We start from the raw sequence: 13,104 nt of genomic DNA, 5'->3' as shown, positions 1-13,104 counted from the left end.
AATGACAACAATTCTGTTGGCTGTATTTCTTGTTTTTGCAGCAATTAACCTCACCTACTTTCTTCTATTTTTCAGGTTTGCTTCGGGAAATAATCCTCCTGCCACAGCCTCAGCTATACCTGTTTCAATAATTATTTGTGCTAAGAATGAAGCTCAAAATCTTAACAATTTCCTGCCGTCCATCCTGGAGCAGGAGTATCAGGATTTTGAAGTAATTCTGATCAATGATGCTTCCGTAGATGAAACTCTGGAAGTCATGGAAAAATTCCAGCGCATTGATGGCAGAATCCAAATTGTAAATGTAGAGAACAATGAGACATTTTGGGCAAATAAGAAGTATGCCCTTACCCTTGGTATAAAAAAAGCCAGATATCAACATCTGCTTTTTACCGATGCCGATTGTGTACCACAATCCAAACACTGGATACATGAAATGTCAGGAAAATTCCATGATGAGAAATCTATTGTTCTGGGTTATGGAGGCTATTTTAAAAACAAATCTTCATTACTAAACAAGCTTATTAGATTTGAAACATTGCTTACAGCAATACAATATTTTTCATACGCAAAGCTGGGAATGCCATATATGGGGGTAGGCCGGAACCTTGCTTATACTTCAAAACAATTTTACCAACAAAATGGTTTTGCCACACATCTTCATCTACGATCGGGGGACGATGATCTTTTTGTAAATGAAGGTGCCACTGAGGAGAACACTGCCATTTGTTATGAGCACAAGGGAGTTACGCGAAGTGTACCCAAAAAGAGTTTTACAAGATGGATTATTCAAAAAAGAAGACACGTATCAGTTGCAGGTAATTACCGGAAAAAGCACAAAGTACTCCTGGGTTTATTTTATATTTCTCAAGTGCTTTTATGGTTTCTTTTTGCTCTTTTAGCATTTACCCGTTTTTGGCAGTTCTCACTAATTGTTTTTGCCGTTGTACTCATCATAAAAGGTATTCTATATTTTAAAGCTGCAGAAAAACTTGATGAAAAAGATGTGGTGTGGTTATTTCCAATTATGGAATTATTTTTAATCACTACCCAATTCGGTATCTTTATTGCAAATATTATTTCAAAACCTACTCATTGGAAATAAATCCAGAAAAGCTTCTGAAAAAAATAAAGGAAGCAAAAAATGGCAGCCAGACTGCATTTAATTACCTTTTAGATACCTTCTGGAACGATGTTTACGGATTTCAGCTGAAGAAAACCCGGAACGAATATGAGGCTGAAGACATAAGCATTCAAACTTTTTCAAAAGCATTCAATCGAATTGAAACTTTTGATGAAAATTATTCTTTCAGCACATGGCTTATCGCCATTTCAAAAAATATACACGTGGATATGCTGCGGAAAAAAAATTCTTCCATAAGATCGCATACCACCAATCATGATGAAGATAAGGTTTATACCATTGCAGACGAAACTCCTTCAATAGAAGACAAACTTATAAGTGAACAAAATCTTGCCCAGCTTTTAACCGACATAAAGCAGCTCAAACCACATTATCAGGAAGTAATCAACCTAAGGTATTTTCAGGAGAAATCTTATAAGGAAATCGCAGAAAACCTTGACGAGCCAATGAATAATGTGAAGGTAAAACTACTTAGGGCCAAGAAACTTTTAGCTGGTATAATAGAAGACCGGAAACATTAGTAAGGTTTCCCATACTCCCGTGTCTAACTTTATGCAGTTCGTTATAATATTGTATCTTTGAACAACAGAATTTTGCTATGAGTACAGACACTATCGCACCCGTAAAAAACAAACCTCAGGGAAAACCAAAATGGCTGAGAGTAAAGCTTCCAACAGGGAAGAAATACACCGAACTCAGGAGCCTGGTTGATAAATATGATCTTCACACCATCTGCACTTCCGGAAGCTGCCCTAATATGGGTGAATGCTGGAGCGAAGGCACCGCAACATTTATGATTTTAGGAAATGTTTGTACACGTTCCTGCGGATTTTGTGGGGTGAAAACCGGAAGGCCTGAGACTGTGGAATGGGATGAGCCTGAAAAAGTGGCCCGTTCTATAAAACTGATGAAAATTAAACATGCGGTAGTTACCAGTGTGGACCGTGATGACCTTAAGGACATGGGTTCAATTATTTGGGCAGAAACTGTAAAAGCTATCCGCCGTATGAACCCTGAAACCACACTGGAAACACTTATTCCCGATTTTCAGGGCAATGAGCGAAATATAGACCGTATTGTGGAAGTAATGCCGGAAGTGGTTTCCCATAATATGGAAACCGTAAAAAGACTTACCCGGGAAGTACGAATCCAGGCAAAATATGAACGTAGCCTTGAAGTTTTAAGATATTTGAAGCAGCAGGGAATTAACCGTACAAAATCGGGAATTATGCTTGGCCTTGGTGAACAGGAAGAAGAAGTGATTGAAACCCTTCACGACCTTCGCAATGCAGGCGTAGATGTGGTAACCATTGGCCAATACCTGCAACCAAGCAAAAAGCACCTGCCAGTAAAGCAATTTATCACCCCAGACCAGTTTGATAAGTATAAAGCAATTGGTTTGGATCTTGGTTTTCGCCATGTAGAAAGCAGTGCACTGGTACGTTCTTCTTACAAGGCGCAGAAGCATATCAACTAATATTTCATTTCTTATGAATTCCCCGATTAATATTGCCATTAATGGGTTTGGGCGAATTGGGCGCAGCCTGTTCAGGCTGCTGGTGAATAATCCTGCAGTTAACGTAGTGGCAATTAATGATATCGCTAATGTAGAAACGCTAACTCATTTACTTAAGTACGACAGCATCCACGGCAGGCTGAATAAGGAAATCCTGATAGAAAATTTCAGCATAAGCATTGAAGGGAGGTCTACAGCCGTATTAAATCATTCTCATCCAAAAGACATTCCGTGGAATAAGTATGATGTTCACTATGTAATAGAATGTTCCGGGAAATTTAAAAAAACGGAAGATCTGCAACATCATCTAAAGAAAGGAGTACAAAAAATAATTCTCTCGGTTCCTCCTGAAGATGATTTAATAAAAATGGTGGTGTTGGGAGTTAATGAGCACCTGTTAGATGGTTCAGAAAAAATAATTTCCAATGCCTCCTGCACTACAAATAATGCTGCTCCCATGCTTAAGGTGATCCATGATAACCTGAAAGTGAGCCAGGCCTATATTACCACCGTTCATTCTTATACTTCAGATCAAAGCCTTCACGACAAACCTCATAAGGATTTAAGAAGAAGCCGTGCAGCCGCCCAGTCAATTATCCCTACTACCACAGGTGCTGCCAAAGCTTTAACAAGTATTTTCCCCGATTTGAGCAATGTGATTGGTGGCTGTGGGATAAGAGTACCTGTTCCCAACGGCTCCCTTACGGACATGACTTTAAATGTTGAAAAAGAAACTTCTATTGAAGAAGTAAACCATTTCTTCAAAGAAGCCTCTAATACTTATCTAAATGGGATTCTAAGTTACACAGAAGATCCTGTAGTATCCGTAGATATTCTGGACCAAACCTCCAGCTGTGTTTTTGATGCGCAAATGACCTCGGTTATTGGTGGTAAACTCGTAAAACTTATAGGCTGGTATGATAATGAGATTGGTTATTCCAGTAGACTTATCGATTTAATTTCAATCATAAATAAGAAATAGCTATATTTAGCGACCTTAAGTTGTTAGAATTTAAATGAAGAACTTAACCCTCTCCCTGTTTTTTTGCCTTGTTTATTTTTATGCTTTTGCCTTCCAGAACAGCAAGGCTAAAAATGAAGACGAAACGGGCGAAAAAATTCAACGTTTGCTAAATGATGCAGAATCTTCAATCCTTCGTTACAACTTTGACGGTGCCATTAAAAAACTGGACTCTTCCATTGCCCTGTCTAAAAGTATAAATCATGAACGCTATCTGGCGCTATCCAATAGTATCCTAGCCAACCTCCAATACATCCAACATGATTTTGATGCGGGCACTAAATCTATAAAGGAGGCCATTTCACTTCAGGAGAAAACAGGTGATAATATTGGCCTGGCTTACAGTTACATTCAGTACGCCAAAATTCTTGACATGAAGGGAGAATTTGGAAAAGCAAAGGAATATTTGTCTCTTGCTGAAGATATTTACCAAAAGAATGATAACAGGGAACAACTTGGGCTGGTAGCACTTAACCGTGGAATTCTTCAGATACATGAAAATTTAGATTATAAAGCAGCCCTTGATAATTTTCATAATGCTGAAGTCCATTTAAGCGCAAGTGATAATGCTTATGAGAAAAGCCGACTTAATTATTTTAAGGCCTCAGCCAACATCAGCCTCAACAATCTGGATGAAGCTGAAAAGAATATTCGAAAATCCCTGGAGATTAGCCACCAGCACAGCTTTGGCGGAATGATTGTTAGCGGCAACAAAAAGCTTAGCGAAATCTTTGAAATAAAGAAGCAGCCGGATTCTGCCCTTGCTCATCTTCAGGCCAGTTTTGCTTTGAAGGACTCTATTTATAATATGAATGAAGAAGAGTTGGCTAATGAAGCTAACAGCAGGTATGGACATGATGCTTTAAAAAATACACTTAGTTCCCTCACATTACAAAACGCTGAACAGGAAAAATCCCTTAAAGTAAATAAACTCACCACTATTTTAAGTGTTGCCCTTATAACAATACTATCCTTATTAACACTTTCGCTCTACAAAAACAACAACCTTAGAGCAAGAGCTAATGATTTACTTCAGAAAAAAAATACCGAATTAACACTGGCAAAGGAAAATGCGGAGAAAGCATCTTTGGCAAAGGCCCAGTTTTTAAGTACTATTACCCACGAGCTCCGTACCCCCCTTTATGCGGTAACCGGGTTAACTCACCTCTTGCTGGAAGAAAGCCCTACAGAGAATCAAAAGGAACACCTCAATTCTTTAAAATTTTCAGGGGAATATCTTCTCTCTCTTATTAATAATATTCTTGATTTGAACAAACTGGAGGCGAATAAAGTAGAATTAATGGAAACTACTTTCAACCTGAAAAGAAGAATTTCTGATGTACTCATTGCACTTAAAAATTCTGCAGATGAAAAAGGGACTAAAATCCACTTCAATTTTGACAATTCAATTCCGAATAAATTAAAAGGTGATCCGCTTAAAATTTCGCAAATCTTAATAAACCTCATTGGCAACTCAATTAAATTTACTGAAAACGGGGATATCTGGATTAATATTACCAAACTTGAACAGAATGATAAATATGCTAGCCTTGGTTTTGAGATAAGAGATAACGGTGAAGGAATTAGTAAAGAAAAACAGAAAGCCATCTTTGAGAATTTTACCCAGGGTTCAACTCAAATCAATCGAAAGTTTGGGGGTACAGGCCTGGGTCTTTCCATTGTTAAAAATTTATTAAGCCTTCTAAATAGCGAAATTAATCTGGAAAGTGAATTAGGCAATGGCTCAAAATTCACTTTTAAACTTCAATTTGAAGTGCTGGAAACAGCTACAGCCACAGGACCAAAAAAACAAGAGGAAGAGAAAATAGAAGCTCCTTCCAATGATATTATGATTGATAAGAAAATCCTGATTGTAGAGGATAATAAAATCAACCAGATGATCACCAGAAAGATTTTGGAAAAGAATAAAGTAAATTGTGATGTAGCCGATAACGGTACAATCGCTATAGATAAAATTAAAAACAGTGATTTTGATCTTATTTTAATGGATATTCATATGCCTGGCATCAGCGGAATAGAAGCCACAGTTGAAATTAGAAAATTTAATAAAGAAATTCCTGTTATTGCTTTAACGGCGGTTACACTTGATGAAAACCTGGATGAATTTTACCTCAACGGTTTTAATGACATCATCCCTAAACCGTACAAAACTGAAGAGTTCTTTACCAAAATCAACAAGCATCTTGCTGCACGGGAAACCGTTTAAGCATCTGGCATAAGCTTTGCATTTTAATACATAGTAAAAATTGTATAGAAAATATATAATTTGAATTAGCCAAAAAGAATGAGGTGCTTTTGCGCCTCATTTTGTTTTTATAAAAGTTTCCAATTCGCTGTTAAATTCCTCTCCATTGGCTATAAATTCTGTAGTTATAGGAAGGTACCAAAGCTTATCTACAGACATTTGTTGCTTTAACCTCATATAATCTTTTTCTGTAGTCAGGATTAATTTTTCTGTTGAGATTCCTTCAATTTCAGCAGAAGAAAAGTTATGGTGATCTGGAAAATTTAAATGCCGGAATGATAAGTTCTTATCCTCTAGAAATTTTACAAGCGGGACAGGATTTGCAATCCCGGTAACCAGGGTGAAATTAAATTCTTTAAGGTCTGAGAGTGGTTTAATAACTCCTGCTCCAACAATTTCTTCAGCATAAGCAATATAGCTAAAGAATAATTTCTGATAATTTCGCGGGTTCAATTTCGCCCTTATATGCTCCATTTTTTCCACACCAAGGCTTAACGGACATTTAGTCACAATAATTACATTAGCCCTATCGGCACCGCCTGAAGGCTCTCTAAGATTTCCCGTTGGCAGCATCACGTCATCCACATATAAATCATGATACGCCGTAAGTAAAATATTAAATCCGGCTTTTACCTTCCGGTGCTGGAAAGCATCGTCCAGAAGAACCACTTCTGCGCCTTCTTCAGATAAACAAGAGATCCCGTTTCTTCTATCCTCATCTACTGCTATAAGCGCATTAGGATATTTGGATTTAAACTGCAGGGGCTCATCCCCTACTTCTTCCGCAGATTCTTTTCCGGTAAGTAGAAAATAGCCTTTGCTCTTTCGTTTATAACCTCTTGATAAACTTGCTACTTTATAATCTGGCAGTAACATTTTCAGCAAAAATTCTATCATGGGAGATTTACCTGTACCTCCTGTATTAAGATTACCTACACAAATTACCGGAAACTGGTAATTCTGAGATCTTAAGACTCCGCAGTTGTAAAGGAAATTTCTAACCAGAGTAATTCCCCCGTACAGCAGAGAAAATGGAAACAGTATTTTTCTAAGTATCGCCATGGGCAGCAATGTATAATAAATCTAGAATATTATCTTTGAAAGTGCCGAATCAACATACGAAAAAAGGAAAAATATGATTATAAAGGAAGTCATGCACCATATAGAGGAATTCGCCCCGCTAAATTACGCTGAAGATTTTGATAATGTAGGCCTTCTGGTAGGAAATGAAGATACAAAAGCCACGGGTGCACTGATTACTTTGGACACGCTTGAGAGCGTGGTGGACGAAGCAGTCGAAAAAAACTGTAACCTGATTATCAGTTTTCATCCCATTATTTTCTCCGGACTTAAAAAACTCACCGGGAAAAATTATGTTGAGCGAGCGGTGATAAAAGCCATTCAGCATAATATTGCTATTTATGCCATTCACACTGCTCTAGACAACCAGTACAAAGGTGTGAACGATATGATTGCTGAAAAGCTACAGCTTAAGAACCGGGAAATCCTCATTCCAAAAAAAGGAAACATTAAAAAACTAACCACGTTTGTTCCCGTTGAAAATACTGAAAAGGTGAGAAATGCCCTTTTTAATGCAGGTGCGGGAAGCATAGGAAACTACGACAATTGTAGTTTTAATCTTAAGGGCAGCGGAAGTTTCCGACCAAATAAGGATGCTAATCCTGCCATTGGCGAAAAAGGAAAAGTACATTTTGAAGAAGAAATGCAGCTGGGAATCACTTTTCCTTCCCATCTGGAACCAAAGGTGCTTCAGGCACTTTTCAACAGTCACCCTTATGAAGAAGTTGCTTATGAAATCACTACTCTTGAAAACCGGCACCAACATTTGGGAATGGGTATGATTGGGGAACTGGAGCAGGAAACTTCAGAAGAAGAATTTCTTAAATCCCTAAAGACTGTTTTTAACACAGGGGTGGTAAGACATTCGGCCGTACGTGGCAAAACTGTAAAAAAAGTTGCTGTTTTGGGCGGGAGCGGCAGCTTTGCAATTGATAACGCGAAAAATGCCGGAGCTGACGTGTTTATAACGGCAGATCTTAAATACCATGATTTCTATAAAACAGAAGGAAAAATTGTTTTAGCTGATATTGGGCACTATGAAAGTGAGCAATTCACAAAAGATTTACTATATTCTTTTCTTAGCAAAAAAATTAGTAATTTTGCACTTATTTTAGGAGACACAAACACCAATCCAATCAAGTATATTTAACTATGGCAAAAAAAAACGATGTTACTGTAGAAGAGAAGTTAAGAGCGCTGTACGATCTTCAGTTAGTCGATTCAAGAATTGACGAGATTAGAAACGTAAGGGGCGAGCTTCCTTTGGAGGTTGAAGATTTAGAAGACGAAGTAGCAGGATTGAACACACGTTTGGAAAAGTTAGAGGCAGATATTGAAGTTGTAGAGAATGACATTAAAAATAAGAAGAACCTTATTGATGAAGCCAAGACTACAATAAAAAAATATTCTGACCAGCAAAAAAATGTGCGCAATAACCGCGAATTCAATGCCCTGAGCAAGGAAATTGAATTTCAGGAACTGGAAATAGAACTTGCCGAAAAGCATATAAAAGAATACCGCGCTCAAATTGAGCAAAAGAAAGAAGTTATTTCGCAAACACAGGAGCGCGTGGATGAGAGAAAAAAACATCTTGATCATAAAAAAAATGAACTGGATGAAATTCTTGCCGAAACCGAAAAAGAAGAGCAGGCTCTTATAGATAAATCTGCGGAATATGAACAAAATATAGAGGAACGCCTGGTAAAAGCTTATAAAAGAATAAGAAGTAATGTAAAAAATGGCCTGGCTATCGTTCCCGTTGAACGTGGAGCTTCAGGTGGTTCTTACTTTACAATTCCTCCACAGATTATCATGGAAATCGCCGGCCGCAAAAAGGTGATTACCGATGAGCACAGTGGACGAATTCTTGTTGACGAAGATCTAGCAAGGGAAGAACAGGAGAAAATGGATGCTCTTTTCAAAAAATTTTAAGAGAGTTCTCTAAAATACTAACTGTCTGAAAATAACAGTAGGATCTAACGATCTGAAGCAAAATTTTTCAGGCAGTTTTTTTATACCCTATTTTTTAATATTCCTGATTTTTACGTTTGCTAAAATCAATTTTTGAAGCGACACCTTTTGCTCCCGCTACCGGGTTAAAACCCTGGAATCAACCTCTATCCTCCCTATACAGGATTAGTACAACCACCATCACCTTAATTAGTATTACAATCTCCTAATAAAAATTCCTGCTATTCCTTAAACTAAGGGATTAACAAGACTTTTGCACATTTTTTTGCTTAAAAGGCTACCTTTAATAATACTAAATTATCCACTATGAAATTAAAGCTATACAGCCTGGCATTCTTTTTTATTCTGCTTTCCTGCAAAAACGGTGCGGATAATGAAAATGTAGAAATAGAGGATAACGGCACCAATAACGAGTATAATGCCGTTGGCCCCGGTATTCCTGTTGAAGAAGATGCCAGTAATAATGAATCCGTAGACAGGAATAACACTTCTCCCGAGATACAGGCAGGCAATTATATTAAAACAGGGCATAAAACCGGTCAGAATTGCCAATGCTATTGCCTGAATATTAGTCTTTCAGAAACTTCTAATTTATGCCTGGTTGAAAATGAGATGTATATTACTTCAACTTTCGAAAGAGACGGAGATCGTATCAATGTTTTTTATAATAGTACTTCAGAAGAGAATAAAAATTCAGACTTACCCTGGGATAAATTTGATAAGGATAAACCAATTGCTGTTCTGGAACCACAACCAAATGGCCAGATACACCTAGACTGGAAAGGCTTTAGCATAAACGGAGAATTAGCCGTTGATTATGCTATTTTCGGCAAAAAAAATCTTGAAGGCACTTACGAGAAAAAATAACTGCACAAATAAAAGGCTATGAAAACTATTTTGAGTATTATTCTACTCTTATTTATGTCCTGCGGTAACGGACAAAATAATACTGCAACCAAACCTGAAATTGCCAATGCTACCCCCGTGGAAGTTCCGGAACAGAATGGCATGAAAAGAGCTTATTTTGCCAGTGGCTGTTTCTGGTGTGTGGAGGCAGTTTATGAAAGTGTTGAAGGGGTGGAGGAAGTTATCTCTGGATATGCCGGCGGCCACACTAAAAATCCAACTTACGAAGAAAGTAATACCGGCCGTACCGGCCATGCAGAGGCTGTTGAAGTAATTTATAATCCCGATGTTATAGATTTTAAAACACTCGTTAAAGTATATTTTGGATCCCAGGACCCCACACAGGTAAACGGGCAGGGACCTGATATTGGCTCCCAATACCGATCTCTTATATTTTATCAAAACAATGAACAAAAAAAAGCTATTGAGGAAGTAAAGGCTGAGGTAGCTAAAAATTATAATGCTCCCATCGCTGCAGAAGTTCTTCCTTTTCAAAAATTCTGGGAAGCTGAAGCTTATCATCAGAACTATGAAGAAAGTCATCCTGAAAATCCATACATTCAGAACGTATCAATTCCACGAATTAACCGGTTTAAGAATAAATTTCCGGAGCTTTTAAAAGAAGAAGCTCATTAATTTTAGCCGAAGAGTTTAATTATTTTACAGAGAGAAGCTTTAAGATTTTTTCTTCAATTTCCGGTTGATCCCATTTTTTACTGATATCATCAGTTTTCATTACCTCATCCATTATTTTTCCCTGTCGTTCCCCTATGGCAAGAGCTTCGGCATAAGGCCTGTCTGAAAAAGTCACCCTGGAATATAGTGGAACCCAACTCTCAGGATGCTGCTCTTCAAACCTTTTTTCGATCTTCTTCCTAAGAAGAAAATCAGGATCGGCAGTTTTACGGCTCATTTCAATAAAATTCTGGTAACTTAATTCTGCAATGGCATCAGCATTTGGTTTTCTTTCCATTTGATATTCCTGAAAAATCTTTTCCCAGTTATCTTGATGTTGATTCATCTTTTCAAATAAAACAGAAATATCTTCGAAACCGGCGTTCATTCCCTGCCCGTAAAAAGGAACAATGGCATGAGCCGAATCTCCTACCAGGGCAATTTTGTCATTGAACGTCCAGGGAAAACATTTAATAGTTACCATGGCACTGGTAGGATTCTTGAAAAAATCACGCTTTAAATTAGAAATTTCAGCTTTAATGTCGGGGAAGAATCTCTCGAAAAATTTATCTGCTTTTTCTTCTGTTGTGATGGATTCAAATGAAATCTCTCCTTCAAATGGCATAAAAAGCGTACAGGTAAAGCTACCATCGAGATTAGGCATGGCAATCAACATAAATTTTCCCCGGGGCCAGATATGGAAAGAAGCATTATCAAGTTTATGGCTGCCATCTTCATTAGCGGGAATAATTAGCTCCTTATAACCCACATCAATAAAATGCTGGGAGTAATTAAAGCGGCTTTGCCTTTGCATTTTATGTCGAATACGCGAAAAAGCCCCATCTGCCCCAAAAATCAGGTCAAAATTATACTCTTTCCATACACTTTTTTCAGTCTCCCCGGTATAAAGTCTTGCTTCGGGCATATCTATATCCCAGACTTTTTCCTCAAAACGAAATTTAACCCCGGCATTTTCAGCCAGGTCTATCATTTTTCGATTTAAAACGCCACGGGAAATAGAAAAGATCGCTTCCCCTTCTTTTCCATATTTCTGAAAATAAAGCGGTTTATTATTTACATGCATTGCTCTCTTATTCAACGGCAGTGCCAACTTACGGATCTCCTCCTCTATTCCCACCATTCCAAGAGCTTTCCATCCACGATTAGACATTGCCAGATTTATGGATCTTCCGGAAAATTCTACTTTTCGCACATCGGGGCGACGGTCAAAAACAGTCACCATATGTCCCGCCTTCTTTAAATATAGGGCGAGTAGCGAACCTACAAGTCCGGACCCAACCAGTGCAATATTTTTTTGTTCCTGCATTTGCTTTTTTGTCTAAGCATAAGTTTAACTCAATGCGAAAGTACTCATTAATTATGATATGCTCCTTCCAGGCCGTCATACTCCAATATCTCCAAATAAGCCAAGGTTGTTCCTCCGTAAATTACATTTAGCAAATTAAGTACTGCTTATAAATGTTTATCAGGTAATAATGCTTATATTATCAAAATTCAAAAAAATAAATATGGATCAACAAAAACTGGAGCAAATGCGCTCCACTCTTAGTAAACTGGAAGACATAAAGAACAGCCAAGAAAGCATTATTGATAAAATAAACCACGTAATTACCGACCTTTTTGAAAATCCCAATAAGGATCTGGAAAAAGCGATGAATGCAGCACATCAAAAAGCTTCAGACAATGTAGATGAAGTTAAGCAGGCTATGGATGATTTTGAAATGAACATGAACAAACTTGAAAACCAGGACTAAATTAAAAAAGCATTAACAATTAAATTTGTGAGGGATCACTAACTTGAGGTTGAATTAATATTGAACCTTTTTCATGAAACATATAACTTCCAGTGAAATTAAGGAGATGGAGAAAATTTTCCGTCTTAACCTTATTAATAGTTGCACAGGTTATAAATCTGCAAATCTTATTGCCACCAAATCCCGCAATAATGGTTTAAACGTGGCAGTATTCAGCTCTGTTATACATTTAGGAAGTGATCCCGCCCTTCTGGGTTTTATTACCCGCCCAACTCATGTTTCAGGAAATACTTATAAAAATATCAGGGAAAGTTCCTGTTTTACGGTTAACCACGTTCAGGAAAACATGATTGAGAGTGCGCATCAAACAGCTGCAAAATATGACGCAGATATTTCAGAGTTTCAAAAAACCGGACTGGAAGAAGAATATCTTGATGAATTTTTTGCTCCTTACGTTAAACAATCCACGGTAAAACTGGGCTGTAAATATTTAAATGAATATGAAATAAAAGAAAATAGTACCACAATGATTATTGGGGCTATTGAACATATTTATTTTGATGAAGAAATTCAGGCGCCAGATGGCTGGCTACGTTTGGATGATGCCGGCACCGTGGCCGTTAATGGCCTGGATGGTTATGCCCTCCCTACTCTTCTTGATCGTTTCCATTATGCCAGGCCCGGACAGGAAATAAGATCATTCTTCAAAAAGAAAAATTCAGGTAAAAATTTCAGTTAAAATTTCATTCCCTT

Annotated in this window: 13 protein-coding genes; 11 read left to right on the top strand and 2 right to left on the bottom strand. The window is 37.6% G+C overall.

From position 1 onward, the window contains the following. Position 1 precedes the first annotated feature (1 nt). The 5 genes from RM539_RS04195 to RM539_RS04175 all read left to right on the top strand — a co-directional run bounded on the left by RM539_RS04195 (position 2) and on the right by RM539_RS04175 (position 5,905). The gene (locus RM539_RS04195; protein WP_311502179.1) at positions 2-1,102 is read left to right on the top strand and encodes a glycosyltransferase; all 1,101 of its coding nucleotides are present in this window, start codon (positions 2-4) and stop codon (positions 1,100-1,102) included. Then, a complete protein-coding gene (locus RM539_RS04190; protein WP_311502178.1) occupies positions 1,093-1,662 on the top strand; it encodes an RNA polymerase sigma factor in 570 nt (189 codons plus the stop codon). The genes RM539_RS04195 and RM539_RS04190 overlap by 10 nt, the downstream gene beginning before the upstream one ends. Positions 1,663-1,739: 77 nt before the next feature. Next, the gene (gene lipA, locus RM539_RS04185; RefSeq protein ID WP_311502177.1) at positions 1,740-2,618 is read left to right on the top strand and encodes a lipoyl synthase; all 879 of its coding nucleotides are present in this window, start codon (positions 1,740-1,742) and stop codon (positions 2,616-2,618) included. 13 nt (positions 2,619-2,631) lie between these two features. Then, positions 2,632-3,639: a type I glyceraldehyde-3-phosphate dehydrogenase gene (gene gap / locus RM539_RS04180; RefSeq protein ID WP_311502176.1), complete on the top strand. Its 1,008-nt coding sequence runs from the start codon at positions 2,632-2,634 to the stop codon at positions 3,637-3,639. A gap of 34 nt (positions 3,640-3,673) precedes the next feature. Continuing rightward, positions 3,674-5,905, top strand: a complete 2,232-nt coding sequence (locus RM539_RS04175; RefSeq protein WP_311502175.1) for a tetratricopeptide repeat-containing hybrid sensor histidine kinase/response regulator — start codon at positions 3,674-3,676, stop codon at positions 5,903-5,905. Between the two features lie 96 nt (positions 5,906-6,001). Here the strand turns inward: RM539_RS04175 and lpxK are convergent, their stop codons facing one another. Beyond that, a complete protein-coding gene (lpxK, locus tag RM539_RS04170) occupies positions 6,002-7,006 on the bottom strand; it encodes a tetraacyldisaccharide 4'-kinase (RefSeq protein WP_311502174.1) in 1,005 nt (334 codons plus the stop codon). A gap of 73 nt (positions 7,007-7,079) precedes the next feature. Here lpxK and RM539_RS04165 point away from each other — a divergent pair, with 73 nt between their 5' ends. The 4 genes from RM539_RS04165 to msrA all read left to right on the top strand — a co-directional run bounded on the left by RM539_RS04165 (position 7,080) and on the right by msrA (position 10,537). Next, the gene (locus tag RM539_RS04165; RefSeq protein ID WP_311502173.1) at positions 7,080-8,174 is read left to right on the top strand and encodes a Nif3-like dinuclear metal center hexameric protein; all 1,095 of its coding nucleotides are present in this window, start codon (positions 7,080-7,082) and stop codon (positions 8,172-8,174) included. Positions 8,175-8,176: 2 nt separating this feature from the next. Then, positions 8,177-8,956, top strand: a complete 780-nt coding sequence (locus RM539_RS04160; protein WP_311502172.1) for a zinc ribbon domain-containing protein — start codon at positions 8,177-8,179, stop codon at positions 8,954-8,956. Between the two features lie 345 nt (positions 8,957-9,301). Beyond that, positions 9,302-9,862 (top strand): hypothetical protein, encoded by a 561-nt coding sequence (locus tag RM539_RS04155; protein ID WP_311502171.1) that lies wholly within the window; start codon positions 9,302-9,304, stop codon positions 9,860-9,862. Positions 9,863-9,880: 18 nt separating this feature from the next. Further along, a complete protein-coding gene (gene msrA, locus RM539_RS04150) occupies positions 9,881-10,537 on the top strand; it encodes a peptide-methionine (S)-S-oxide reductase MsrA (protein ID WP_311502170.1) in 657 nt (218 codons plus the stop codon). A gap of 19 nt (positions 10,538-10,556) precedes the next feature. Here msrA and RM539_RS04145 read toward each other — a convergent pair whose 3' ends face one another. Then, complete coding sequence (locus RM539_RS04145; protein WP_311502169.1) at positions 10,557-11,903, bottom strand: FAD-dependent oxidoreductase; 1,347 nt, start codon at positions 11,901-11,903, stop codon at positions 10,557-10,559. Positions 11,904-12,105: 202 nt separating this feature from the next. Here RM539_RS04145 and RM539_RS04140 point away from each other — a divergent pair, with 202 nt between their 5' ends. Together RM539_RS04140 and RM539_RS04135 are read left to right on the top strand one after the other, a co-directional pair. After that, positions 12,106-12,351: a hypothetical protein gene (locus RM539_RS04140; RefSeq protein ID WP_311502168.1), complete on the top strand. Its 246-nt coding sequence runs from the start codon at positions 12,106-12,108 to the stop codon at positions 12,349-12,351. 73 nt (positions 12,352-12,424) lie between these two features. Beyond that, on the top strand, positions 12,425-13,090 hold the full coding sequence (locus RM539_RS04135; RefSeq protein ID WP_311502167.1) for a flavin reductase family protein: 666 nt from the start codon (positions 12,425-12,427) through the stop codon (positions 13,088-13,090). Positions 13,091-13,104: the final 14 nt, after the last annotated feature.

It is taken from the genome of Autumnicola musiva (genome assembly GCF_031846585.1).
Taxonomy (GTDB): Bacteria; Bacteroidota; Bacteroidia; order Flavobacteriales; family Flavobacteriaceae; genus Autumnicola; species Autumnicola musiva.
This window is presented reverse-complemented; position numbering and strand designations above follow the sequence as displayed.